The organism is Sphingopyxis sp. YF1 (assembly GCF_022701295.1).
Classification (GTDB): Bacteria; Pseudomonadota; Alphaproteobacteria; order Sphingomonadales; family Sphingomonadaceae; genus Sphingopyxis.
Genome location: NZ_CP033204.1, coordinates 2645836 through 2672039 on the forward strand (window position 1 = coordinate 2645836; position 26204 = coordinate 2672039).

The window sequence follows — 26204 nt, forward strand, 5'->3', positions numbered from 1 at the left end:
GCGTCCCATCCTAGCCCGGGTGACGAGCGGGACAATCTTCGATTGCAACGACGTTTATTATCGATAATATTTGCGAAGACAAGTCAGCGAATCCCGGGAGCGGAAGATGATCGCACGCCACCTCCTTGTGCTTGCCGCCGCTGCGGCGACGATCCCCCTGCCCGCGTCGGCCACGGCGAGCGAGACGATCCCCGGCTGCGCCGCGGCGATCGCCTATTCGAACGCGAACAGGGGGCTCGCGCTGCTCGTCCTGCGCGACGGCGAGGCGGTCTGCGAGACAGAGGACACGGCCACGCCGCACGAGCTCTGGTCGGGGACCAAGAGCCTCGTCGGGCTGATGGCGGCGGCGGCGGTGCAGGACGGGCTGCTGACGCTCGACGAGTCGGCGGCGGCGACGATCACCGAATGGCGCGGCGACCCCGAAAAGGCTGCGATCACGCTGCGCCAGCTGCTCGCGATGACCAGCGGCCAGCCCTCGGCGGTCGGCCGTCCGCAGGGCTATGCGGCGTCGCTCGACATTGCGCTCACCGCAAAGCCCGGCGCCAAATTCCAGTATGGCCCGACGCCCCTGCAGATCTTCGGCGAGGTGATGCGCCGCAAGCTCGCCGCCGCGGGGCAGGCCCCCGACCCGCGCCGCTATCTCGAACGGCGGCTGCTGACCCCGCTCGGCGTCAGGGTCGGCGGGTGGAGGAACGGGCCCGACGGCCATCCGCTGATGCCGCAGGGGCTAGCGCTTGCGGCGACCGAATGGGCAAAGATCGGCGAGTTCGTGCGCCTCGGCGGCCGGTCGGGCGGCAAACCGCTGGTCGACGAAACCACCTTTGCCGCGCTGTTCCGGGGCAGCGAAGCCAATCCGGCCTACGGCCTCACCTGGTGGCTCCCGCGGGCGACCGCATCGGACGATCCCGTCACCCGGTCGACCGACATCATCGACCCCGCCGGGCTGCCCGCCGACCTGGTCGTCGCGGCGGGTGCCGGCGACCAGCGCCTCTACGTCATCCCGTCGCTGCGACTGACCATCGTCCGCCAGGCCCGCCTCGACGTCGCCGCGATGCTCGCCGGCCGCGAGGACGAATGGTCGGACAAGCGCTTTCTGTCGACGCTGCTCGCGCAATAGGGCAGCGCGGCGCGAGAACCCGGTCTACACCGGCGGATCGCGCGGCAGTCGATCGCCGCACCACGCTGCTCCGCGGTCAGGCCCGGGTGTCGGCCAGCCGGCTCCGCCGCTGCCCGTAGCCGGCGTAGAGCAGGAGGCCGATCGCGTTCCAGACGAGGCACCACAGCAACGTTTCGACCGGCAGGCTGAAGAAGAGATACAGGCAGCCGCCGATCGTGCCGAGGCCGACCAGCCACACCGCGCGGACACGGAACGGGCGCGGCGCGTCGGGAGCGCGGCGGCGCAGCACGAGCAGGCAAAGCCCGACCGCCATGAAGGCGATCAGCGTCCCGGCGTTGGCGAGCGCGGCGACCTTGCCGATCGGCAGCAGCCCCGCGAGCACCGCGACGATCACCGCGGTCAGCAGCGTGATCCGCGTCGGAGTACCGCGCCGCGAGATGTGCGCGAGCCGCTGCGGCAGGAAACCGTCGCGCGCCATCGCGAGGAAGATGCGGCTTTGCCCGTAGAGGAAGGCGAGCAGCACGGTCGGCAGCGCGACGACCGCGGTGGTCGCGACGACCTGTGCGATGCCGCCCTGCCCGATCGAGCGCAGGATCAGCGCGAGCGGCTCGGGGCTGTCGGCGAAGCGCGCGAACGGCAGCGCGCCGACCGCGGTCGCGGCAACGAGCATGTAGATGAGCGTGCACACCGCCATCGACCCGATGATCGCGATCGGCAGGTCGCGCGCCGGGCGCCTGGTCTCCTCTGCCGCGGTCGAAATCGCGTCGAAGCCGTAGAAAGCGAAGAAGATGATCGCCGCCGCGGCCATCACCCCGCGCTGCACCCCGTCGCCATCGACATGCGCCGCATAGCCATAGGGCATGAAGGGGTCGAAATTCGCCGCGTCGAAATAGGGCAGGCTGTAGCCGACGAAGAGCAGCAGCGTGACGATCTTTACCACCACCAGCACCGAATTGATCCGCGCGCTTTCGCGCGTTCCAAGCAGCAGCAGGCCGGCGACCACGGCGATGATCGCGATCGCGGGCAGGTTGATCAGCCCGCCGAGTTCGGGCCCGCGCGTCAGCGCTTCGGGGAAACCGATCCCCATCAGGAGCGGCGACGCATAGCCCGACCAGCCCACCGCGACGGTCGAGACCACGAGCGAATATTCGAGGATCAGGCTCCACCCGACCACCCACGCGAAGGCTTCGCCGATCCCCGCATAGGAGTAGCTGTAGGCGCTGCCCGCGGCGGGCATCATCGACGAGAGTTCGGCGTAGGCGAGCGCGGCGCAGGCGCACACCACGCCGGCGATCGCGAAGGAGATCAGCACCGCCGGACCCGCCCGGTCGACGCCGACGCCGATCAGCGTCAGGATTCCCGTCCCGATGATCGCGCCGACACCGAGCGCCATGAGCTGCGGCCACGACAGGCTGGGCGGCAGCGCGTCGGCGCTGCGCCCTTGCGCTGCCACCACGGGTTTGCGGCGGGTCCAATTGTTCACGGTGCATCTCTCCCCAAATTCGCGGCCCGATCGTTCGGGTCCGCCGCCTGCCCGGTCGCGTCAGTTCACGGCTTTTCGTTCGGGAACAGCAGCACCCAGTCGGCTTCGGCCTGGATGCGCGCGAAGAAGCTCCAGCTGTCGACGTTGATCGAGCGCTGCAGCCAGGGCTTCGCCTTTTCGGGCTCGCCGCTGAGGATATAATAGTTGGCCAGGCTGTATGCGGTCGATGCCGCGACGCCGTCGGCGGTTGCGAAAGCCCGGCCGCTGTCCTTGTCGCTGAAGAAGCTGTCGGCGGCGCGGTTGCCCTTGAACAGCTGGATGCCGTCGAAATAGGTATCCGATCCGCCCTTCGGATGCACTTCGAACAGCGTCAGGTCATAAGCATCGAGCAGCTTTTGCGCCTCGCGCAGCTTGCCCGCGCGCGCCAGCGACAGATATTCCCAATAGGTGTTCGCGGTGCGCGCCTCGACATCGTGCGTGAAGGCCGCCGATTCCGCCGATTTGGCGAACCATTTCGCGGCATTTTCGAAATCATGCTTGCCGAAATAGGCCTGGCCGAGGTGGTAATAGAGATAATATTGCACGACATCGGGGTCGCCCCTGAAATAGTCGGGACCCGGCTTTTCGCGCTCGAGCGGCTGGTTCTCGTAGAGCTTTGCCGCCTTCAGCCCCAGTTCGATCGACTTGTCGAATTCGCGCAGCGAGAAATGGCGATGCGCGCGGTGGCGGAGCAGCTTGCCCGAATTGGGGAAGCGCTTGAGCGCCTGATCGTAAACCGCCGCCGATTCCTTCGTATAGCCCTGATAGAAGAGGATACGGCCGTACCAGGTCGCGCTGTCGACGGTCATGTTCGCGTCGAACGCGGCCTTGGCGTCGCGCGCCGCGCGCTCGAGCGTCTCGGTCGCGGCGACATTCGCGTTGCGCGAGGGCGCCGTATACATCGGTTGGCCGAGCAGCGAGGTGCCCTGGAAGCTGCCGTCCTGCGCCGCAGCGGGGAGCGGCGCGGCGACCAGCAGCAGGCCGGCCGACGCAAGCAATTTCAAATGGCTGGATTTCATCATAGATCCTCTCCGAACAAATTCCGTGTCTTCAGTCGATGTCGAGATCGAACTTCACGCCCTGCGCAAGCGGCAGCGAGGTCGAGTAATTCACCGTCGCGGTAACGCGGCGCATATAATTCTTCCAGCTGTCGGACCCCGACACGCGGCCGCCGCCGGTGACCTTCTCTCCCCCGAAGGCGCCGCCGATCTCCGCACCGCTCGTCCCGATATTGACGTTGACGATGCCGCAATCGCTGCCTTGCGCCGACTGGAACTTCTCCGCTTCGCGCACGTCGCCGGTGAACACGCACGACGACAGCCCCTGCGGCACCCCGTTCTGGAGCGCGATGGCATCGTCGAATGCCGTGTAGGACAGGACATAAAGGATCGGGGCGAAGGTTTCCTCGCGGACGATGTCGGTCTGGGCGGGCATTTCGACGATCGCGGGGCGGACATACCAGGCGTCGGGCGATCCCGCGACCTCGATCCGCTCGCCGCCGTGGACGGTACCGCCCTCGCGCCGCGCCTGTTCGAGCGCCCTCTGCATCGCGTCGAACGCCGCCTTGTCGATCAGCGGGCCGACGTGCGTCGCATCGTCGAGCGGGCTGCCGATGTTGAGGCTGCCGACCGCGGCGATCAGTCGCTTCACGAATCCGGCACGGATATCCTCGTGCGCGATCAGGCGGCGCAGCGTCGTGCAGCGCTGGCCGCAGGTGCCCGTCGCCGCAAAGATGGTGCCGCGCAGAGCCAGCCCCATATCGGCGCTCGGCGCGACGATCGCGGCGTTGTTGCCGCCGAGTTCGAGGATCGGGCGGCCGAAGCGACGCTGGACGCGCACACCGACGTCCTGCCCCATGCGCACGCTGCCCGTCGCGCTGAGGATTGCGACATCGGGGTGATCGGCGAGCATCGCGCCGCACGCGGCGTCGCCGATCGCGACCTGCACCAGATGATCGGGCGCGAGGTCGTATTCGGCCGCAACCTGCTGCAACAGACCGGCAAAGGCGAGCGCGGTGAGCGGAGTCTTTTCCGACGGCTTCCAGATCGCGCTGTCACCGCATACGAGCGCGACGGTCGTCCCCCATGCCCACACGGCGGCGGGGAAGTTGAACGCCGAGATCAGCCCGAGTACGCCCAGCGGGTGCCAATATTCGGTCAGCCGGTGCTCGGCGCGTTCCGACGCGATGGTCAGGCCGAAGAGCTGGCGCGACAGGCCGACGGCATATTCGCAGATGTCGATCACCTCCTGCACTTCGCCGCGCGCTTCGGTGAGGATCTTGCCATTCTCGATGGTCAGAAGCCGCGACAGCGCCTCCTTGTGCTCGCGCACGAGCAGGCCGTAGCGGCGGACCAGCTCGCCGCGATGCGGGCCGGGCACGTCCTTCCAGGCGGCAAAAGCGGTGCGGGCGTTTGCGACCATGGCGTCCATGTCGCCCGCCCGGTCGGTGCGCAGGAGCGCGAGCGCGGAACCGTCGATCGGCGAACGAACCTCGAGGTCCGTACCCCGGCTGGCATCGAGCGACAGCCCGAGTTCGTCGAAGATGCCGGCCACCTCCTGGGCAAAGGCGCCCGGTGCGGCGTGATGGGAGATTTTCGTATCCAGAGCGTTCATTTTATTGTCCGTTGAAATGGGGAGAATGAGGGAGATACCCGAGGGTGGCATCACGGGCTGGCAGCGCCTTCCTGTACGATGACGCGACCGCCCTTGATGACGGTGGAAACATGTTCGAGCACCGTCACATCGCGATAGGGATCGCCCGCGACCGCAATCAGATCAGCGAACTTCCCGGCCTCGATCGTACCGATATTGCCCGACTGCCCGAGCAGCGCCGCGGCATCGACCGTGGCGGCGCGGAGTGCGGCGGCCGGCGTCATCGGCCCCTGTTCGACCATATGGCGGAACTGCCGCGCATTCTGCCCGTGCGGCGACACACCCGCGTCCGTACCGAAGGCGATGTTGACCTTGTACCGGACCGCGAGGCGGATGTTCCGGCCGGCAACGGCTCGCGCCTCGGCCATCTTTGCCTGCACTTCGGGGGTCGCATCGGCGTCCTTGCGCCCGTCGAGCAGGCCCAGCGTCGGCACCAGCCAGGTCCCGCGCTTTGCCATCGCCTGTGCGGTCTCTTCATCGAGCCAGGTGCCATGCTCGATCGAATCGACCCCGGCGCGCACCGAAGCCGCGACGCCCGCGCCACCATGCGCATGCGCCGCGACCTTGAGACCGAGGCTGTGCGCGGTGGTGACGATCGCGTTCAGCTCCTCGTCGCTGAGATGCTGGCCGAGGCCGCGCGCCTGTTGCGACATGATGCCCCCCGTCGAGGTGATCTTGATCAGGTCGGCGCCATATTTGGCGGCTTCGCGGACGCGCAGCGCACACTCGACGCCGCCGGTGCAGGCGCCGGTATAGTCATAGGGATAGAGCGCCTCGGTCGTCTTGCGGTTGAGCCCCGACATGTCGCCATGCCCGCCGACGATCGACAGCGACGTGCCCGAAAGGAAGATGCGCGGCCCGACGAGCGCCCCCTCGTTCACCGCATCGCGCAGCGCGTGGATCGAATAGCCGTCCGAGCCGACGTCGCGCACCGTAGTGAAACCCGCTTCCAGGGTCCTTTTGGCATTGGCAAAGGCGAAGAGCGCGACATCCTCGGGCGTGTCGATCGCCGCCGACCATAGTTTCGTTTCAGGCGAAAAGCTGAAATGGACGTGCGTGTCGATCAGCCCGGGCAGCACCGTCCGGCCCTTCAGGTCGATCGCGCGCGCGCCGGGCAGCTCGATATGGCCGGCGCGAATCGCTGCGATCCGGTCGCCTTCGACAATGATCGTGCTCGGCCCGAGCGGCCGCTCGCCGGGTACCGCGATGACCGCACCCGCGTGGATCAGCAGCGTGTCGGCCCGCGGGGCTTCGGCGGGCACGGCCCGCGCCGCGGGCACCGCCAGCAGCCCCGCAGCGAGCGCGACCGCCGCGGCGGAGCCCCGCCCCCACCGGCCCCGAGCCGGCCTTTTTTCCGTGCCGTTCACGCAAATTCTCCTGTCGGCCCTCGCCCCGCGGACCCCGTCTGCGGCGCCACTCCATTCGCATAGGAAGTTATTGCTGGAGGGGCAATAAATTTTATGATAGGAAAATTATGGAAAATTTGGCATGGACCGGAAATCAGAAAAGATTCTGGCCGGGAAAACGGGTCCAAAAGGAGGGAATATGTCGAAAATCGTGTCACGCCTGCTGCTGTCATCGACTCTCGCATTCGCGATGGCGCCAGCCGCTTATGCACAACAGACGCCGCCGCCGGCGGATGACAGCGCCGACGCCCGCGATGGCGGCAGCGACATCGTCGTCATCGGCACGCGCCGCAAGGATCGCTCGATCACCGACAGTTCGGTCGCGATCGACGTCATCTCGCCCGAACAGATCAACGCGACGGGCTATTCGGACGTCAACGATGCGCTGCGCACGCTGGTCCCCGCGTTCAACGCCCAACGACTCCAGGGCAACGACGGATCGTCCTTCGTGCGTCCGATCACGCTGCGCGGCTCGCCGGCCGATCACGTGCTGCTGCTGATGAACGGCAAGCGCCGCCACCGCGCCTCGATCGTGCAGATCGGGACCGGCCACGCCTCGACCTCGGGTTCGCAGGGGCAGGATTTCAACGTCATTCCGCCAATCGCCCTGTCGAGCGTCGAGGTGCTGCGCGACGGCGCGTCGGCCCAATATGGCTCGGACGCGATCGCGGGCGTGATCAACATGGAGCTCAAGAAGCAGAAGAGCGGCGGCTCGCTCATCGGGCAGGTCGGCGAATATTATTCGTCGGGCGGCCGCACCTATGACCTTCAGGGCCACCTTGCGGTGCCGGTGGGCGACAACGCCTATTTCAACATCGCCGCCCAATATACCGACCAGGCCAAGGCCTATGCCAAGAAGGCAACCCACGCGGGGGCCGAGGCGCTGCGCGCGCAGGGCGTTCCGGGCGTGCCCGAACATCCCGAGGGCAACCTCGACCCGCGCTACAAGGCCTTCAAGGCGGTGTGGAACGCGGGTGTCGAACTCGGCGACGAGCTCGAACTCTATTCGTTCGGCAACTATATGACGGGCGAAAGCTCGGTGACCTTCGGCCTGCGCCAGCCGTTCGCGGCGGGCGGCCTCAACGGCCACAGCACCTACGCCAATTCGGCGTTCGACCTCAGCCCCGCCCACCCGCAGCTGTTCAACCTCGCCGCCATCTATCCGGGCGGTTTCACCCCCGAATTTTCGGGCGACCTCGAGGATTTCAGCGCGCTCGTCGGGCTGCGCGACGAGGTCGGCCGCCTGAAGTGGGACCTGTCGGCGCGCTACGGCACCAACACCGTCGACTATACGATCACCGGCACGATCAACGCGTCGATGGGGGTCAATTCGCCGACCTCGTTCAAGCCGGGTTCGCTGACCCAGCGCGAACTGCAGTTCGACGCCGAGCTGTCGTATGAACTGACCGACAATATCCTCGCCTTTGCGGGTGCCAGCTACCGCAAGGAAACCTATGTCATCGGCGAGGGCGACCTCGCCAGCTACCTCACCGGGCCGCTGCGCGATCTGCCCGCCGGATCGAACGGCTTCCAGGGCTTCTCGCCCGAATTCGCCGGCAGCTTCGATTCGAAGAGCTATGCGGTGTTCGGCGAAGTCGATGCCGACATCACCCCCTGGTGGAACCTGTCGGTCGCCGCGCGCTACGAGGATTATGACCAGTTCGGCGACAATTTCAGCTACAAGGCCGCGACGCGCTTCGAGCTGAGCGACGCCTTCGCGCTGCGCGGGTCAGTCAGCACAGGCTTCCGCGCCCCGGCCGCCGGTCAGGTGTTCGGCACCAGCCTGACCTCGCAGCTCGACGGCCTCGGCGGCTTCATCCTCGACGCCGTGCTGGTCCCGGGTTCGCCCGCGGCCAAGGTGTTCGGGTCGAACGCGCTGACCCCCGAAACCTCGTTCAACATGTCGGCGGGCATCGTCTTCACCGGCATCGACGGGTTCCTGACCACGCTCGATTTCTACCAGATCGACGTCGACGACCGCCTGCTTCTGACCCCGTCGCGCAACACGACCGCGGCCGAACGCGCGGCGCTCGCCGCGATCGGTTTCCCCAACGGCGCCGACATCGAGCAGGTGCGCTATTTCCAGAACGAGATGGACACGCGCGTGCGCGGTTTCGACCTGGTGAGCACCTATCGCCACAGCTGGTCGGACAATGCCTCGACCGACTTCAGCCTGGCGGTCAACTACAACGAGCAGCATCTGCGCGGCGCGCCGCCCCCGGGCTTCAGCCCCGCGATCGTCACCGAGTTCGAACGCGGCACCCCGCGCTGGCGCGGCAATTTCTCGGCGACGACCAAGGTCGGCGACTTTGCCTTCATGGGCCGTGCGATCCATTATGGCGCCTGGCGCCGGCTGGACGGCGCGAGCTTCCTGCCGCGCAAGGCGGTGACGCTGTTCGACGCCGAAGTGACCTATTCGGGTATCGAGAATGTCGACCTGAGCATCGGCGCGCGCAACCTGTTCAACATCTTCCCCCCGGGCCGCGGCGCAGCGCGCGCGCGCGCCGGCCTGATCTACGACAACCACAGCGTGTTCGGGGTCGCGGGCGGATTTTACTATTTGAACGCCAAATTTAAGTTCTGATCCCGTTCGTTCGAGACGAGCATGGATTTCCGGTAGGCACGGCGATGAAAGGCATAGCGTATATGCCAATCCCGTAGCCTATCGGAAATTTGTGTTTTATAGATTGCGACGGACGATTGATCGGATCATTCCCCGTCCCCGATCGCCGCACGATCTCGAGCAAGTTGAGGATTGGAGACTTATGCCGCCCAGGAGTGGAAACGAGCCGGACGTTCTGGACGCTGTGCGCAGCGCCCGGCGGCCTCGTTCCGAAACCTTTCATCTGGGCGAGCGATTGCGCCAGCTGCGCCGCGAAAGGGGCATGACGCTGGAGGATGCGGGGCGCCTGACCGCGCTCGCAGCCTCGACCCTTTCGAAGATCGAGAACGACCAGATGTCGCCGACGTTCGACGTCGTGCAAAAGCTGGCGGTCGGTTTCGACATCGACATCACCGAATTGTTCGCAAGCAATTCGGGCCAGGGCGCGACCGGACGGCGCAGCGTCACGATGGACGGCGCCGGGCGCCTGATGGAAACCGCGGTCTATCGCCACCGGCTGATCGCGGCCGAACTCAAGAACAAGAAGCTCCTGCCCTTCGTCACAACGATCAAGGCGCGCAGCCTCGAGGATTTCAAGAGCTGGTCGCAGCACAGCGGCGAGGAATTCCTCTACGTGCTCGAAGGCGAAATCTGTTTCCAGACCGAGCATTACGAACCCGCGATCCTCGGGGTCGGCGACAGCATCTACATCAACAGCAGCATGCAGCACGCCTGCTATTCGACGAGCGAGCAGGACGCCGTCGTGCTGTGGGTCAACACCGGCTGATTCCCCGCCGCCGGATCCGATCGACGCTTGCAATAATTTTCCGATACGCTAATTTCTTTCCAATAGAGAATTGGAGAGGGCGAAGCTATGGACAGACGGAATTTCATCCTGTCGGGGGCGGCCTTGTCGGCCACGATGGCGCTGGCACCCGCGACGGCGGCGTTTGCGAAGGCGCGCCCCCTCACCTTTGACGCGATGGGCGAAGTGCGCTTCGAATATGATGCGGCGCTGATCGGCGAGATGCGCGCGAGCGGCCTCGACGCGATCACCGTCACCCTCTGCGATCCCAAGGTCTATGAAGGTCAGGCCTATGAGGAAGCCATCCAGGCCGTGCTCGACCATGATGCACACATCGCGAAACACCCCGAGCTGTTCCTGAAGGCGACGAAGGCCAGCGACATCGAAGTCGCGCGCCGGAACGGTCAACTCGCGCTTTTCTACCTGTTCCAGAACAGCACCCAGTTCGGCCGCGATCTCGACAATGTCGACCTGTTCCGCAAGCTTGGCGTGACGTCGGCGCAGATCACCTACAACGACCAGAACTGGGCCGGCGCGGGATGCAAGGAACTCGGCGCGAACGGCCTGACGCACTTCGGCCGCGACCTCGTTGGCCGCATGAACGAACGCCGCATGCTGATCGACCTCTCCCATTCCAACATGCAGACGATGGCCGACACGATCGCAGCGTCGAAGGTGCCCGTGATCGTCTCGCACACCGCGTGCATGGCGGTGCACAGCAATATCCGCAACACGACCGACGCGAACCTGCGCCTGCTCGCCGACCGCGGCGGGGTCGCCGGAATCTGCCAGATGCGGCCGTTCCTGACGACGAAGCGCGATGACGCGCTGCCCGAATATTTCCGCCACATCGCGCATGCGGTCAATGTCATGGGCGCCGACCATGTCGCGATCGGCAGCGACCGCGACCACCGCGTCGTCGAAATGACCGATGCCTATATCGCCGAACTCAAGGCCGAAGAGGGTGCCAATTTCAACGACGCCGACTGGCCGTTGTTCATCAACGAACTCAACGGCCCGCGGCGCATGGAAGTCGTGTGGGACGGCGTCCGCAAGCTGGGATACCCCGAAAGCGTCGTCGAAAAGATCATGGGGACCAACGTCCGCCGCATCTATCAGGAAGTGATCGGATGAGCCGGCTCCCGCTCCGCGCCGCCATCGCCCTGTCCATGCTGCTGGCGGCAGCCCCCGCGTCGGCCGATGTCCCCGGTGCCGACGCGGGGCGTTGCGCGACGAGCCTGATCGGCACCCAGCTGACCATCCCCGAATATCCGGCCGCGACGCAGAAGATGCTCGACGAGGATATCGCGATCGCGGCGGCGGCGCTGCGCATCGCACCGGGCCGCGAGGACAGCCATATCTGGTACGGGCGCCGGCTCGACTATGCCGGTCGCATCTGCGACGCGGTCGATGCGTTCAGCGCCGGGATCGAGCAGTTCCCGGACAGCTACAAACTCTATCGCTTCCGCGCCCGCGACCTGACGCGCGCGCGGCGCTTCGAGGAAGCGCTCGCCGACTATGAAAAGGCGCTCGAACTGATGGGCGACACCCCCGACAGCTTCGAACCCGACGGCATGCCCAACCCGATCGGGCTGACGATCAGCACCTATCGCGGGAACATCGTCTATTATCACGCGCAGACCAGCTTCGCGACCGGCGACTATCCGACGATGGTAACCGGAATGGCCCGGTCGCTCGAGCTTGCGGCCGATTTCGCGCGCGACGACATGCGCGTGCCGACCGCCTACTGGACCTATATCGCGCTGCGCAAGATGGGCCAGCACGACAAGGCGCGCGCGGCGATCGACGCGATCGAACCGGGGCTGAAACTGATCGAGAATTTCACCTATTACCAGGCGGTCCAGATCATGCAGGGCCGGCTCGACCCCGCGGATTTCAAGGACACGCGCGACAGCACGATCAAGTTCGCGATCGCGATGGAGCGCCGCTTCGCCGGCGACGAGGCGGGCGCAAAGGCGCTGCTGACCGAGATCATCCGGGAAAATCCGCAGGGACACTGGCCCTCCGAAGCCGAACTCGCGCAGCCCGGCCGCAAAGGCTATTAGCCGGGACGGCGCCCTCTCCCACGGGCAGGCGTCATGACGACGCGTCGAACCTTGGCATTCTCGCCGACGGATCGAACCCCGCCGCGGTGGGTGGCGATTTTCGCCGCCGCGGTCGGGTTTCGGCCTGTTCGCCATCGCCCGAACGGTGGGCTGGATAGCGCATGCCACGGAGCGGGCGTCGACCGGCATGATCACCAGACCTCGCGCGCGATATATCGGTAGAAACCGAGGGGCCGGTGAGCCGGCCAACCGGATCGGGGACGGAAGGATCGTGTCCCGATTGCCATTTGCGGATCGGCGGCGTTCAGGCGCGGGGACGAGTTCCTGCCACCCCAAGCCATTGCGCATCCCGACAGCCGGTCAGAAACGCTTGATCGAGAGCACCTCGAAGGTCTGGCGCAGCGTATCGATCGCATGGTCATAATCGCCGAGCGCGAGCGCCGCGATCAGGGCATCGACGACGCAGAGCTGGGCGATACGACTCGTCATCGCCTCGGTGCGAAAGCGCGTTTCGCGCGCCATCGTAAAGAGCACGACATCGGCATGCGCCTGGATCGGTGAACGCGCGAAATTGGTGATGACGATGGTCCGCGCGCCCGCCTCCTTCGCGAGCCGCGTCGCGGCGACCGTCTCGTGCGTCGCGCCGCTGTGCGAAATCGTCAGCACCGCGACATCGGGGTCGCAGCGCGAGGCGCTGATCGCCTGGACATGGCTGTCGGTGACCACGCGGGCGTCGAGCCCGATGCGCAGCATGCGATAATGCGCGTCTTCGGCCATCGGCGCCGAGGATCCGATGCCATAGATTTCGACACGCTTTGCCGTGCGGATCGCATCGACGGCGCGCGCGAGCGACTGCGGATCGAGCACCGAAAGCGAATCGCGCAGCGCCTGAATCCCCGAATGAAAGACCTTGCGGCAGATCATATCCATATCATCGTCGCGCCCGACGTCTTCATGAATGAACTGCACCGGCTCGACGATCTCGCGCGCCAGGCTGAGCTTCAGATGCTGAAAGCCCGAGAGGCCGATACCGCGGCAGAAATTGACGATGCTGCCCTCGCTCACCCCGACCGCGTCGGCGAGTTCGGTGATCGACATCCGCACGATTCCCTCGGGCTGCGCAAGGATATAGTCGGCGATGCGTCGCGCGCCCTTGGCCATACCGCCATGCGCCATCCTCATTCGTACAAGCGCATTTTCGACCGGCCCCCGATCATCGGCCGCGCCCCGTTCTTCCGTGATTTTCTCGGTCATATCCGGAAATTCTCTGACTGAATCCGTTGCCCAACCCCCTTGGGACCGATCATGCTACCCCGGAATCCCCCCATCTCAAGAACAAAATATCCTCATTTAATGATATCATAAAAATGAGAAAATTTCATTCAACTGTCACATGCCGCGCCTAGCCGGGCCTCGAACATTGATGCGGCGCAGCATCGAGTCGCCCAACGCGACCGGCCCCTGCACTGCCAATGTGACCGCGATCCTTCAACAGGGGCAATATTGTGCAAAACTCTCCCAAATTTCGTGCCGCCGTTCGTCTTGGCCTGTTCCTGACCGCCAGCGCGCTGCCTTGCGCCGCGTTCGCCACCGAAGCGGCAGCGGACGCCGCCGAGGCCGGGGACGAGATCGTCGTGACCGGATCGGTGACGGCCGAAGCGACACCGACCGCGGCGCAGGCGATCGAATATGGCAACGCCGTCCAGATCATCAGCGCCGAGCAGATTGCCGAGACCGGGGCGACCAACTTCGCCGAAATCGCCCAGTTCCTGATCAAGGGCGCCAACATCGGCTATTCGCCCGACGAAGGCGAATATACGATCCGCCTCGACGGCGGCAGCGACCGCGACACGCTGGTCGTGCTCGACGGGGTGCCGCTTTACGATCGCGGCCCCGCGCTCGAGGATATCTGGGGCACGACGACGATCGACCCGCACATGATCGAGCGCGCCGAGGTGTTCCGTGGCGGCAACAGCCTCTTCTTTGGCAGCAACGGCGGCATCGGCGTGATCAGCCTCGTCACCAAGCGCCCCGACGGCACCAGCAAGTTCGAATTCGGCGCGCAATATGGCGCGTTCAACACGCGCGAAATCTGGGGCAACGCCAGCTTCCCGCTCGACGCCGACGGGCGCCACAGCCTGATGTTCTACGGCGGCAGCATCCAGACCGACGGTCCGCGCATCTTCGCCCCCGAATCCTATGTCGACAATGTCGCCAAGGCCGGCGGCATCCAGAAATATCCGCTCAACCGCGGCAATCTCGGCTTCAAATATCTGTGGAAGGTCGACGACAGGAGCGAGTTTCGCGTGGGTGGGCAATATACCCAGATCGAGTTCCACGATCCGTTCCCCGACGCCGAAACCTATTCACCGAACCGCGTGCGCTATCCGATCATCGACGTCACGCTCGACCGCCGCTGGTCGGACCATGTCTACACCGAGATCGCCGGCTACTGGAGCAATCCGCGGCTCAACAACACCGAAACCTACGCCGAAATCTGCAAGGTCGCCACGGGTTGTACCGATCCCTCGACCGGCAAGCCGATCGCGTTCGGCGACGCCACCGGCAAGTCGATACCCTTCCCCAACAAGGGCTTCGGCAAGGATTCGAAGGTCGGCGGCTTCCGCGAACTCGGGCTCAACCTCCGCAACACCCTGTCCTATCCCGACCTGTTCGAACTGGTCACCGGCGTCCAGGTCGTTTCGTACAAGAATGATTCCGACCCCGTCTTCCCGATCTCGAACAAGTCGAACACGATCACCGGCGTCTACGCCGATTTCCGCCCGGTGCTTCCGTTCAGCCGCGACACCAAATTGTCGCTCGCGCTGCGTACCGATTTCGCCGACAGCTTCGGATCGCGCACGATCTGGAAATTCGGTTTCCGCCAGCCGATCGGCGACTTCTATATCCGCGGCAACGGCGGCACCTCGTACAGCCTGCCGCGGACCAACGAACTGTTCATCGATACGCCGACGCTGGTCGGCAATCCCAATCTCAAGACCGAAGAGACCGAAACCTATAATGGCGGCGTCGGCTTTGCGACCGACTTCGGCAATGTCGCGGTGAATGCCGAAATCGGCGCCTTCCGCACCGACGTCACCAACCGCATCCAGAGCACGTCGGGCCTGACCCCGAACACCTTCTTCAACAACGACCGGATCACCCAGATCCGCGGGCTGACCGCCGAACTCGACGTGCGGGTCGGCAACGGCCTCTCGTTCAGCGTCAACTATACCAAGCAAAAGGCGCATCTCGACGGCAGCAAATTGCAGATCAACGAGACCCCCGAATATATGATCGGCGGCAATGTCAGCTGGCGCAGCCCGGACGAGCGTTTCCACATCACGCTGTTCCCGCGTTACCAGGGCGCCGAATATGCGACCGGCGGCGTCAACCAGTCGCTGCGCCACAATTTCGGCAATTATTTCCTGATGAACGGATCGATCGGCTATCGCGCGGGCGACGAGCGCCAACACCAGTTCCAGCTGCGCATCGTCAACATCTTCGACAAGAAATATGCCGAGCGCTACGGCTATGGCAACATGCGCTACAGCTCGGCGTTCAACCGCGGCGAGATCGCGCTCAACAGCCCCGAATATTTCTACGGCTATGAGTTCGAGGGCAAGCCGCGCAGCGTCTACATCTCCTACACGACCAAATTCTGATCGTTCGCGGGTCCGGCACCGGCGACGGCGCCGGGCCCGTTTGGAGTCCGGTTCATGGCATTGTCACAGCCCGCCCCTAGCAGCCCTCCGTCTTACGGGTCGATGGAGGTTGCATATGGGACGCTGGATCTTCGCGGGCGTGCTGGCGGCGATGCTCGCCGTCGGCGCGGGCTGGCTGGCACGGCGTCCGCAATCGGCACAGCCGCCGCCGCTGCGCGTGCTGCTGATCCCCGCCGACGGCGGGACCGAGAGCGGCACGCTCGCCGACTATCGACCGATCTTCAACGCGGTGGCACGCCGCACCGGGATGCGCTTCGACCTGAAGGTCGCCCAATCCTACGGCGGGGTGGTCGAGGCGATGTGTAACAATGTCGCCGATATCGCCTTCGTCGGCCCGGTCACCTATTTGCAGGCCCGCAAGCGCGGCTGCGCCGAACCGCTGGCGGTCGCGGTCAAATCGGGTCGATCGGTCTACTATGCCGGGCTGTTCGTCCGCCCCGAATCCTCCATCCACGCGATCGCCGACCTGCCCGGCAAACGCGTGGCCTTTGGCGACGTCAACTCGACCTCGGCCTTCGTCTTTCCCGTCACCATGCTCCTCGATGCCCGCATCGATCCGGCGCGCGACCTGTCCGCGGTGCGCATGACGGGCACCCACGCCAACAGTCTCGCGGCGCTGATCAATGGCGAAGTCGACGCTGCGGCGCTTTCCTTCGATTCCTACGACAAGGCGGTACGCGCCAATGTCCCCGGTGCGCGGTCGCTGCGCGTGATCGCGCGGAGCGACCCGATCCCCTATCCGCCGCTGATCGCGAGCCCCCGCCTGCCGCCTGGACTGCGTGCGCAACTGCGCGCGGCCTTCGAGAATCTCGACGACCGGCCGGACGTCGCGCCCGCCATGATCCGCGGCTATGGTGGCGCGCAGGTCGATTCCTACGTCGGCCAGATCGCCCCCGACCATTTCGCCCCCGCGGCGCGGAAAATGGCGCAAATCAGCGATGCGCTGAAAAACGAGATGCTGCGCAAGTCAGCCGCGAGGCCGCGCCGATGATCGACATCCGCATCATCGATCTCGGCGTCCGCCATCCCGGCGGCGCCGAAGCTCTCGCCGACATATCGCTCGACATTTCCGCAGGCCAGTTCTGCGCCGTGCTGGGGGCATCGGGCGCGGGCAAATCGACCTTGCTGCGCGTGATCGCGGGAATGACCGCCCCCGACACCGGGGGCATCTTGTACGATGGCGCGCCTCTGGGCGCCGCGCTCCGCCGCCGCTTCGGGCTGGTCCCGCAGGATTTCGCGCTGTGCGGACGGGCGCGCGTCGCGGGCAATGTCATGGCGGTCGCCGATATCGCGCTTTGGCGCTCTTTCACCGGCCTCTACCCGCGGCCCGCACGCGAGCGCGCGGCCCGGCTGCTCGCCGCGCTGGGGCTCGACGAAACCCATCTTGCGCGCCGCGCCGACAGCCTCTCGGGCGGCCAGCAACAGCGCGTCGCAATCGCCCGCGCGCTTCTCCACCGCCCGGCGATCATCCTTGCCGACGAACCCGTCGCCAGCCTCGACCCCGCGACCGGCGAAGCGACGCTGGCCCTGCTTCGCGACGAAGCGCGCGACCTCGGCGCAACGCTCGTCTGCAGCCTGCATCAGCCCGACCTCGCGCGCCGCTTCGCCGACCGCATCATCCTGCTCGACGCCGGTCGCATCGTCTTCGACGGGACCGCCGCCATGTTCGACGGCGACATGGCACGGCCGCGCCTGGTGGCAGCGCGGTCATGAATGCGCCCCTCCCCTGGCGCTTCCCGGCTGTTTTCAATGCGCGGACCGCCGCGCTGCTCGTCGCAGTGCTGCTGCTGTTCGGCTACACCGGCCAGCGCGTCGAAATCGGGCGGATGCTGGCGCTCAGCGGCGAAGCGGTACTGGCAGAAGCGGGGCTCGTCGATCACTCGCAGGTCGCCGGGGGGCTGGCGTCGACGCTCAGCCAGCTGGTACCGATCCAGCTATCGTCGCGGCGCGAGGTGAGCCGGATCGAGAATTTCGATCCCGGGCGCCTCCCCCTCTTCGCGCATATAAAAACGGTCGAAACGCGCGTCAGCGAGCTCGATCCCGACACATTGCGCCACGAGGAGCGCGTCGTGCGCACCGCGTGGCTGGTCGAACCCTTCGGCTATGCCTTTCACGTTGCGGCGAAGATGATCGAGACGATCGAGATCGCGCTTTGGGGCACGCTGATCGCGGTGCTGATCGGGCTGCCGCTGGCGCTGTTCGGGGCACGCAACGTCACGCCGCACCCCGCGGTCCGCACCGCCGCACGCGCCGCATCGGCTTTTCTCCGCGCGGTGCCCGAACTCGTCTCCGCCCTGTTCCTTGTCGTCGCTTACGGCTTCGGCCCGATCGCCGGGGTGCTCGCGCTTGGCCTGCATGCGGCGGGTTTCCTCGGGAAATTCTATGCCGACGACATCGAGGATGCCGACCCGCGTCCGCAAGCCGCGCTGGCGGCGATGGGCGCCGGGCGACTGACGATCTGGCGCACGGCCGTCCTGCCGCAGATCCTGCCGCAGCATATCGCCTGCACGCTCTACACTTTCGACCGCAACGTCCGCATGGGCGCAGTGATCGGCCTCGTCGGCGCGGGCGGTATCGGCCAGGAATTGAAGGGCCGCTTCGACATGTATGAATATGGCCATGTCGGCACGATCCTGATCGCCATTTTCCTCGTCATCCTGACCCTCGACCTGATCGCGTCGCGGGCGCGTCGGGCGTGGCGATAAAACCAGCCCTTTCTTCCAACCCGGAGTAGTTTGCATGAGCGAGTCGAGACGTAATTTCCTGAAAGCGGCCGGCGTCGCGGGATCGGCCGCGGCCTTCCACGCCAGCATCGGCCGCGCGCTGGCAATCCCCGCCAAGCGTACGACGGGCACGATCAAGGATGTGCGCCACATCGTCATCCTGATGCAGGAAAATCGCTCGTTCGATCATTATTTCGGGACGATGAAGGGCGTGCGCGGCTTTGGCGACCGCCACCCGATCCCCCTCCCCGATGGCAAGAATGTCTGGTTCCAGAGCAATGGTGCGCGCGATCTGCCGCCCTTCCACCTCGACACCGCGCGCACCAACGCGCTGAAGGTGCCCGGCACCCCGCACAGCTTTTCCGACGCGCAGGCCGCATGGAACCAGGGCAAGTTCGGATTGTGGCCGAAGTTCAAGACCGACTATTCGATGGGCTATTACAGGCGCGAGGATATTCCCTTCCAGTTCGCGCTCGCCGAAGCCTTCACCATCTGCGACGCCTATCATTGCTCGATCACCACCGGCACCGATCCCAACCGCATCGTCTTCTGGTCCGGCTCCAATTTCGATCCGGAGGTCGCCGCCACCGGGACCAATTGCCGCGACGACAAATCGGAACCCAACAACCTCCGCTGCTGGATCAAGGGCGCGTTGCCCGAACCCGGCTACACCTATGCCGGCAACGCGCTCGAATGGGCGACGATCCCCGAAGTGCTCGAGGCGGCGGGCGTCGACTGGCGCATCTATCAGGACCCCAATGACAATTGGACCGGTGCCATGCACGGCGGCCTCGCGTTCAAGGGTTTTCGCGACGCGAAGCCGGGTTTGCCGATCTACGAACGCGGCATGTCGCATCATTCGCTCGAAAAGCTGGCCGAGGACGCGAAAAACGGGACGCTGCCCGCGGTGTCATGGGTGCTGCCGCCCAAGCAATGGTCGGAGCATCCCTCGGCCTCGACGCCGATCGAGGGCGCCGAATTCACCGCGCGCGTGCTCGATGCGCTGACCGCCAATCCCGACACATGGGCGGGCACCGTCTTCTTCCAGACCTTCGACGAGAATGACGGATTGTTCGACCATCTGCCCCCCGCCGCGCCGCCGTCGTACAACGCCGACGGCACGCTCGCGGGCAAGGCGACGCTCGCGCTGCCCGGCCATTATTTCGACGATCATGAGGACAAATATCTGTCGCGCGACGACACTATTTCGGGAACGACGCGCCCCTTCGGGCTCGGCCCGCGCGTGCCGATGTATGTCGTCTCGCCGTGGAGCAAGGGCGGCTGGGTCAGCAGCGAGGTCTTCGACCACACCTCGGTGGGTCAGTTCCTCGAAAAGCGCTTCGGGGTCACCATCCCGGCGATCAGCCCGTGGCACCGGTCGGTCTGCGGCGACCTGACCTCCTGCTTCGATTTCTCGAAGGGCGCCGACGCCGCCTTCCCCGCACTCCCCGACGTCAGCGGTTCGACGACGATCCTCGACGCGCATCTCCAGCGGCCGAAGGCGCTGCCGCCGCGCGCGCCGCAGGAGCTGTTTCAGGAGCGGGGCATCCGCCGCTCGCGTGCACTCCCCTATAGACTCCACGTCGACGCACGCATCGACGCGGGCGGCCAGTCGATCGTGCTCGATTTCATCAACGAGGGCACGGCGGGCGCGGTTTTTCACGTCTACGACAAGAACCGGCTCGACCGCATCCCGCGCCGCTATACGGTCGAGGCGGGCAAAGCGATCAGCGACAGCTGGGACGCCGCATCCGGCGGGGCGTTCGACCTCTGGATCCTCGGCCCCAACGGCTTCCATCGCGCCTTCCGCGGCACGCTCGGCGAAGCCGCGGCCGCGCCTGCGATGACCATGCGCCACGCCGGGCAACAGCTCGCTTTCGCCTTCACCAACGACGGACGCGAAGTGCAGCAGATACGCATCGCCGGCGACGCCTACACCGCCGCAGCGGCGCGAACGGTGACCGTCGCGAACCGCGGCAAGGCGGTAGCGAACTGGCCCACCGCAAAGGAGCATGGCTGGTACGACGTCACCGTCACGCTACCCGGCATGGAAGCCCGCCTCGCCGGGCGGATCGAACGCGGCACCCATGGCATCAGCGATCCGCTGGCCGCGACCTGACAGGCGACACAGGCCGGACGGCCATATGGTCGTCCGGCTAAGGTCGAAATATCGTGGGGTGAAGACGAGTCTGCGGCTCAACGAGGAGAAGAATGCTCCCATTTTCTGCGGACGCAACGGCCTGCGCGACGAATTGAGCCATCGCGAATTCTCCGCTGCGGACGCAGAAGCAGTACCTCTTTGTCGTCCGTGCCGAAGAATATCTGGTCGGAAAAATTCCGGTAGCTATGGTCGTTCCAATCGCCCCCGTCAGGAATGATCGCCCCGACTCTCCTCGAACGCGTCGGGAAGCTCGACGCCGAGCTCCGATTTGGGCCCACGCTCATTCTTGGACCGAAGGACGAACGCACACCCGAGCAGGCGGAGGTGGCCTTTCTGCCGGCCGGATGGGCGCATTTGATAGATATCTGAAATCGAATGCAAAGCAGCGTCCGATGGCGAAGTTCGTTTCACAAGGAAAATGCTGCGAAGCTGCGCCCAGACGCCGTTCCGTACCGCCGAAGGCTCCCCCATGGGGCCAGGATCAGTTTCTGCGCGAGGGTGCTTGTCTTCGTTCCGGCACGCTGGTAGAGGCGCCCCTCGTTGCCGCTTTAGCTCAGTTGGTAGAGCACATCATTCGTAATGATGGGGCCACAGGTTCGAGTCCTGTAAGCGGCACCACAAATCCCCGAAAATCCGTGACTTTCTCCACCAACAGTTGGCAATTGTGGCGCTCAAAAGCGTCCCCAGCATACGCTCAGCATACGGTCGGGCTAATTTTTGGGGTATTTTTGGCGCGAGTGCGCGCTGAACGATAGCATCCAATAATCCTCGAATGCCATGCTCGCTGCGTATGCCAGCATACGGTGATCGGCATGGTCAGTTGGAATCATAAAGGGCTCATGGCCGTCAAGCACGGGGGTGAGGATGCGATCATCCTTGATCCCCATGGCAATCGCTTGGCCCTCAAAGTTACAAAATCGGGGAAGACTTGGGTTTGGAGGGCACGAGTTCGCGGAATACCTCGCGTGATTACGCTTGGGCGGTTTCCAGCGCTTGGTCTGGCCGACGCACGCATCAAGGCTTGCAAGATTGTTGCCGACCTTAATGCAGGCGAGGATGTCTACCTGACCCATGGCGTCGGAACGAGCGACATTAGCGTCTCAGCAACCGCAATGACCTGTGAGGAAGCTTGGGATCGATATATCGGCGGCCTTGAAACTGGCACGAATGTGCATGGAAAGTCGGGCAACAAACCCAGCACCATTTCCTACAAGAAAGGAGCGTGGCGCAGGCGATTTCAGAGCGAGATCGGCTCAAGCCTCATTACCGACGTGACTGACGACACGCTGTTCGACATTATCCAGTCAATTCGAGACGACGGCGATATGGCAGCAGCTAATTCCGCCGCCGCCTATCTCAAGGCATTCTTCAAATGGGCCAAGGCGGAACGACGAACGACGGGGTTGCGCTCCAATCCTGCTGAAGACTTGTCCATAGGCGCGACACGAAAGCGACAGCGCTTCCTCAATGCTATGGAAATTCGGTGGCTGTGGATGGCTCTCGATGACCAACCGCTGGTGTGGGCAGATGCATACAGACTTGGCTTGCTTACAGGGCAACGCAGGACCGAGATTTTCGGCCTCACCTCCTTCGAAATTAATCCCGCCGAGCGGCATCTTGAACTGTCAGGTGCGCGGATGAAGAACGGTAATTCCCACATCGTCCCGGTGGGCGATCAAGCTTGGGCGATTATCAAAAGACGTCTCCAACAGTCGACGAGCCCCTATCTATTTCCATCCCATCGCACAGGCGAAGCCCCGCGTCACATCTCAGGGTTCAGCAAATCTATGGAACGAATTCGCGAGGCCGTCGTCAAACTCGCCGCGCCGGAGGGGTGTGCGTTTCCTCATTGGACATTCCACGATCTGAGGCGAACTTTCTCGTCTCACGCCAACGGCATCCGCGACCCTCAGGGCAACCGTCTCATCGCAAAGGACCACATCGAGCGGGTGATGAGCCACGCGATCGGCGGCGTTGAGGGCATCTATGACCGCAATGACTACTACGCCGAAAAGCGTCGTGCGCTACAAATATGGGAAAAGCGGCTCTCGGAAATTGTGGGACGCTTTTGAGCGCCACAATTGCCAACTGTTGGTGGAGAAAGTCACGGATTTTCGGGGATTTGTGGTGCCGCTTACAGGACTCGAACCTGTGGCCCCATCATTACGAATGATCAGAAGCGCCATTTCTGACGGCTCTGACAATCACCAACTCACCCGAATTCGCCGAATTTCGCCCTGCCCTGTTGCAGCCTATTTCCCGATGTCATCCCGAAAGGACGAGCACCGTATGCTGAGCGTATGCTGGTAACTCCAATTGGCCGCCTACATCAAGAGCCCGGCAGCACCTTGGATTCAGTCGATCACTACGCGAAGGAGGCGTGAGACATCTCGACATGGTCGAAGTCCCCCCAGTTAAGCCATAGCTTGTCACCCTTCACCTTAGGGAGCGCCTTGCGATCGATCAGCTTGCCCTGCACTTCGAAAGCGCTGTCGATCTTGACAATCAACACTTTGCTGAAGTTGCGTTTGAGGTTGAGCGTGATCGTGTCGTTGCGCTTGAACGGAGTGATGGTCTTCACTTCGACGAAGTGATTGCCGAGTTTGCCGTCTGACCCTTGCGCATAATTGCGATGCAGTTTGATCCCGTGGGTGATCGCACCATAGAGTTCACCGAGATCGCCATAGACCTGTAAATGGCTCCCGGTGAGCCAGTGATAGTTCTGAGCCACCGAAAGCAGGTCTTGGAAGATTGGCACCAGATCAACATCGAGGTTGGGGAAGCGCGCTTGGAACTCCAGCCGTTCGAGATGCGAATTGATCTCGGTCCACGTGATCCATTCACCATCGTCATAAATGGCGTTGTCTTCGTTCCACATGTCGGTCGGGCCATACATCATGATGACCGGACATTATCGCCCGAACGGTAAACGACCCATTTCTGCATGCACTCGATTCCGAGACAACAAATGTAGACTGAGGATTCTGGGTCCCGATGCTTTTTGCCTTTAGTTGATGCTGGTCCGCGCATAACCCAGTGCCTTGGTTCTATCGGAACGGGAGCATCAGAATCGATGGCAATGCCATGGGAACATCACCACCAGATTATTGTCGAGAGCTATTCGGCCCGGAAGGCTGGGAGCAAATTCGAGGTCCGTCTGCGACCGATTGCCGGTCAGATGTTCCCGCAGGACATGAAGGTGCAATGGTCTCGAAAGTTGCGCGATCTGCATCCTGTCGGGTCCCGTTTCCGCATCTGGGTCAAAGAGTCCGACATCAAAGGTGGAACACCCTTCCTGCAATCTCCTTGGCAATGGCCCTATGAGATTGTTGAATAGATCAGCTTGAGGTGCGCGGTGGCCACGTTCCCCAATCACTCGATTCAGGAATGGCCAAAACAGGCCGTCCGCATCGGTGGAAAAACGTCGATCAAAATGCTCAGCGACAACGAGGGTTTTGGAATAGGGATCGATGCTCAATTGGGCGTCATTGCTGAGAACATCTCAATAGGGTCTATCCACATGTTGCCGCGTGATGGTGGGAAGCGAAATGATCCGCTCAGATCGGTATACCGCTTGAGATGGACGATGGATGCTTGGTCAAGCGCTCCTAATCGCGTGCAGAATGTTTCAAAAGGGTATTGCGGACAGCCAGATTAGCCGAGATATGGACTGCCACATTGAAACGCTGCGCATCGCAGCGCACTAAAAAGGATGTGGTGATGAGCGAACCAAACTTTGACAATCCACTCGGTTATTTTTCTTTCAGCGTAACCTTTGGCGGCTTTAAACTTGGTATGGAGCTATACGATTTTGCTCGCTGCTTTGAATTGAGGGACCTTTCAAACGACAACGAACTTGTAGCTGAGGGCTATAATTCGGAAACATTACCCGCTGAATTTCCTCCAGAAGCGGTTGAGGCAGTTCGCCGGTTTGAGGAATGGATTTCGAACAGCGCGGGTGAGAAATCGTGAGTAGATGACTTGCAGCTTCATGCCAGCGGTATGAGCGCCGTTTCGATCACTGCTCCAATGGGCTCGCCCACCTGTGAGGTTGATCAGAGCCGCAAATATTGGAAGCTTTTCTATAAACGGGGAGCCTTGAGGACCCGCGCAAGGGTCATCAAGAAATGCGCTTTCGGTAGCTCCTCGACGTAACGCGCGATCTGTTCCGGAGAAATGCCTCGCGCGCGCAATCGTTGTTTTATCGTCGGAATAATCCGGTCGAGATATGTCTGGTGCTCCTGCTGAAGGAGTTGGAGTTCGGTGGTTGAAAAGGTCATATCTTATTTAGTCAGGCAAGAACCTCTTCTTCATAATCCACATATCCGGCGATCCTTCGCAAGCTGCCCCAGCGATGCGTGGAATCACGGCGAAATTGGCGCGCCGTGATGTTGTGCGAAGCAAGAAACTTAGTCCACCGCTCGACGAGACGACGATCGGGAGGCATGTTCTCACGGGCGTAGAAATCGTCGATGCACCAGCGATCCTTCTGCCGGACCAAATGAACAACCGATTCCACTGCGCCATTGGAGACCACCGCAAATGCCGACCTTCCTTCGAGCGAGTTCGCGAGATAATTGCGCGCGCAATTACGAAACTGGATCGACAGCTTCCGAAGTTCAGCAGTTTCGACGATCGGACGGTAGCCGTCGATGGCCGGAACAGGATGATCCGGCAGAGCAATCCGAAATGCCCAGCGTTTCGCAAATTTTCTAACGCCGTCCATGTCGGAGACTTCTGCGAGGGCCGCGACCATCGCGGCACGGCTCGCCCCCGCCTCCTCCAGCAAGCCGATAAGAACGGAAAGATCGCGCGCCGCGTCCACGCTACGAAGTCCCATTACCAGCGGCGCGAAGTGAAGGTCGGCGGGCAGCGCACGAATGATCCTGAGGCGAGTAGGATTGACGCGCGCCAACTTCGGCAGAAGGCGTTGAACGGTGGGCCGCGATGATGCGGACATTAGCCCGTGAAGATACCTGTAATGCCGTGGTTTGTAGGGCTGAGCACTGCCCCGTCCGAGTGCTGCGCGAAATCCGGTCGGCACTTCTCCAAACGCGGCTCCGAGAATTTCGTCGTGTGAAGCGCGGGAAAGAAATGCTCCAAGTTCAGCATCTGAGCCGATGCGCCGGATAGGTTTTGGAACTGACAGATGGGCCGCAATAACATGACGGCGTTCAATCGATGCGCGGAGGAGATGACCCGCAAACCCTGCATGATTTTCGTCGATTTCGACCGCGCGGTCGAGCAACCATCCGTTGAATGATGTGATGTTTGTCATTTCGGTCTCCGATTATCGTAATCGAAGACCGGGGGCCTTTCCGTGCGGCTTTTGCATGCGGCTATTATACCACGTTTACCCGGACGTGGGGGAACTTTCGATTGGTTAGCCCGAAATCTGACGGGTGAAGAAAATCAAGCCTTATGG

The 26204-nt window shown here is 63.5% G+C and carries 21 protein-coding genes and 2 tRNA genes; 13 read left to right on the plus strand and 10 right to left on the minus strand.

The annotated features are described in order from the left end of the window. Positions 1 to 106 precede the first annotated feature (106 nt). Positions 107 to 1117, plus strand: coding sequence for a serine hydrolase domain-containing protein (locus EAO27_RS12870; RefSeq protein ID WP_242770327.1), 1011 nt, complete (start codon positions 107 to 109; stop codon positions 1115 to 1117). A 76-nt stretch (positions 1118 to 1193) separates the two neighbouring features. Here the strand turns inward: EAO27_RS12870 and EAO27_RS12875 are convergent, their stop codons facing one another. From EAO27_RS12875 to EAO27_RS12890, 4 genes are all read right to left on the minus strand, one after another. Beyond that, positions 1194 to 2600, minus strand: a complete 1407-nt coding sequence (locus EAO27_RS12875) for an amino acid permease (RefSeq protein ID WP_242770329.1) — start codon at positions 2598 to 2600, stop codon at positions 1194 to 1196. A 65-nt stretch (positions 2601 to 2665) separates the two neighbouring features. Beyond that, entirely contained in the window at positions 2666 to 3661 is a 996-nt protein-coding gene (locus EAO27_RS12880; protein ID WP_242770331.1) for a hypothetical protein, read from the minus strand. Positions 3662 to 3689: 28 nt separating this feature from the next. Then, positions 3690 to 5252 carry an aldehyde dehydrogenase family protein gene (locus EAO27_RS12885; protein ID WP_242770333.1) on the minus strand — a complete coding sequence of 521 codons (1563 nt, stop codon included), beginning with the start codon at positions 5250 to 5252 and terminating at the stop codon, positions 3690 to 3692. A gap of 50 nt (positions 5253 to 5302) precedes the next feature. Further along, positions 5303 to 6658, minus strand: coding sequence for an amidohydrolase family protein (locus EAO27_RS12890; RefSeq protein WP_242770335.1), 1356 nt, complete (start codon positions 6656 to 6658; stop codon positions 5303 to 5305). A 178-nt stretch (positions 6659 to 6836) separates the two neighbouring features. Between EAO27_RS12890 and EAO27_RS12895 the strand changes: the two genes are divergently transcribed. From EAO27_RS12895 to EAO27_RS12910, 4 genes are all read left to right on the plus strand, one after another. Beyond that, positions 6837 to 9281 (plus strand): TonB-dependent receptor, encoded by a 2445-nt coding sequence (locus EAO27_RS12895; RefSeq protein WP_242770338.1) that lies wholly within the window; start codon positions 6837 to 6839, stop codon positions 9279 to 9281. A gap of 181 nt (positions 9282 to 9462) precedes the next feature. After that, positions 9463 to 10086, plus strand: coding sequence for an XRE family transcriptional regulator (locus tag EAO27_RS12900; protein WP_278190095.1), 624 nt, complete (start codon positions 9463 to 9465; stop codon positions 10084 to 10086). A gap of 87 nt (positions 10087 to 10173) precedes the next feature. Further along, a complete protein-coding gene (locus tag EAO27_RS12905) occupies positions 10174 to 11238 on the plus strand; it encodes a membrane dipeptidase (protein ID WP_242770344.1) in 1065 nt (354 codons plus the stop codon). Continuing rightward, the gene (locus EAO27_RS12910; protein WP_242770347.1) at positions 11235 to 12170 is read left to right on the plus strand and encodes a hypothetical protein; all 936 of its coding nucleotides are present in this window, start codon (positions 11235 to 11237) and stop codon (positions 12168 to 12170) included. Before EAO27_RS12905 ends, EAO27_RS12910 begins: the two co-directional genes overlap by 4 nt. A 360-nt stretch (positions 12171 to 12530) precedes the next feature. On the opposite strand, the gene EAO27_RS12915 is transcribed toward EAO27_RS12910, so the two are convergent. Continuing rightward, a complete protein-coding gene (locus EAO27_RS12915; RefSeq protein WP_278190096.1) occupies positions 12531 to 13424 on the minus strand; it encodes a MurR/RpiR family transcriptional regulator in 894 nt (297 codons plus the stop codon). A 251-nt stretch (positions 13425 to 13675) separates the two neighbouring features. On the opposite strand from EAO27_RS12915, the gene EAO27_RS12920 reads away from it, so the two are divergent. From EAO27_RS12920 to EAO27_RS12950, 7 genes are all read left to right on the plus strand, one after another. Beyond that, positions 13676 to 15835 carry a TonB-dependent receptor plug domain-containing protein gene (locus tag EAO27_RS12920; protein WP_242770353.1) on the plus strand — a complete coding sequence of 720 codons (2160 nt, stop codon included), beginning with the start codon at positions 13676 to 13678 and terminating at the stop codon, positions 15833 to 15835. Between the two features lie 115 nt (positions 15836 to 15950). After that, entirely contained in the window at positions 15951 to 16886 is a 936-nt protein-coding gene (locus tag EAO27_RS12925; RefSeq protein ID WP_242770355.1) for a phosphate/phosphite/phosphonate ABC transporter substrate-binding protein, read from the plus strand. Continuing rightward, complete coding sequence (locus EAO27_RS12930) at positions 16883 to 17608, plus strand: ATP-binding cassette domain-containing protein (protein WP_242770357.1); 726 nt, start codon at positions 16883 to 16885, stop codon at positions 17606 to 17608. The genes EAO27_RS12925 and EAO27_RS12930 overlap by 4 nt, the downstream gene beginning before the upstream one ends. Further along, positions 17605 to 18600 carry a phosphonate ABC transporter, permease protein PhnE gene (phnE, locus tag EAO27_RS12935; RefSeq protein WP_242770359.1) on the plus strand — a complete coding sequence of 332 codons (996 nt, stop codon included), beginning with the start codon at positions 17605 to 17607 and terminating at the stop codon, positions 18598 to 18600. Before EAO27_RS12930 ends, phnE begins: the two co-directional genes overlap by 4 nt. A gap of 34 nt (positions 18601 to 18634) precedes the next feature. After that, entirely contained in the window at positions 18635 to 20737 is a 2103-nt protein-coding gene (locus EAO27_RS12940; RefSeq protein WP_242770361.1) for a phospholipase C, phosphocholine-specific, read from the plus strand. Positions 20738 to 21321: 584 nt separating this feature from the next. Next, a tRNA-Thr gene (locus EAO27_RS12945) sits at positions 21322 to 21397 on the plus strand. A 221-nt stretch (positions 21398 to 21618) separates the two neighbouring features. Beyond that, positions 21619 to 22851: an integrase family protein gene (locus EAO27_RS12950; RefSeq protein WP_242770363.1), complete on the plus strand. Its 1233-nt coding sequence runs from the start codon at positions 21619 to 21621 to the stop codon at positions 22849 to 22851. Positions 22852 to 22904: 53 nt separating this feature from the next. Here the strand turns inward: EAO27_RS12950 and EAO27_RS12955 are convergent. The 3 genes from EAO27_RS12955 to EAO27_RS12965 all read right to left on the minus strand — a co-directional run bounded on the left by EAO27_RS12955 (position 22905) and on the right by EAO27_RS12965 (position 24257). After that, positions 22905 to 22975 (minus strand) — tRNA-Thr (locus EAO27_RS12955). A 169-nt stretch (positions 22976 to 23144) separates the two neighbouring features. Continuing rightward, a complete protein-coding gene (locus tag EAO27_RS12960) occupies positions 23145 to 23678 on the minus strand; it encodes a hypothetical protein (RefSeq protein ID WP_242770365.1) in 534 nt (177 codons plus the stop codon). A 165-nt stretch (positions 23679 to 23843) separates the two neighbouring features. Next, entirely contained in the window at positions 23844 to 24257 is a 414-nt protein-coding gene (locus tag EAO27_RS12965) for a hypothetical protein (RefSeq protein WP_242770367.1), read from the minus strand. A gap of 242 nt (positions 24258 to 24499) precedes the next feature. Between EAO27_RS12965 and EAO27_RS12970 the strand changes: the two genes are divergently transcribed. Then, positions 24500 to 24751 (plus strand): hypothetical protein, encoded by a 252-nt coding sequence (locus EAO27_RS12970; RefSeq protein WP_242770370.1) that lies wholly within the window; start codon positions 24500 to 24502, stop codon positions 24749 to 24751. A 110-nt stretch (positions 24752 to 24861) separates the two neighbouring features. Here the strand turns inward: EAO27_RS12970 and EAO27_RS12975 are convergent, their stop codons facing one another. Beyond that, complete coding sequence (locus EAO27_RS12975; protein ID WP_242770372.1) at positions 24862 to 25059, minus strand: hypothetical protein; 198 nt, start codon at positions 25057 to 25059, stop codon at positions 24862 to 24864. An 11-nt stretch (positions 25060 to 25070) separates the two neighbouring features. Next, entirely contained in the window at positions 25071 to 26057 is a 987-nt protein-coding gene (locus EAO27_RS12980; protein WP_242770374.1) for a hypothetical protein, read from the minus strand. Positions 26058 to 26204: the final 147 nt, after the last annotated feature.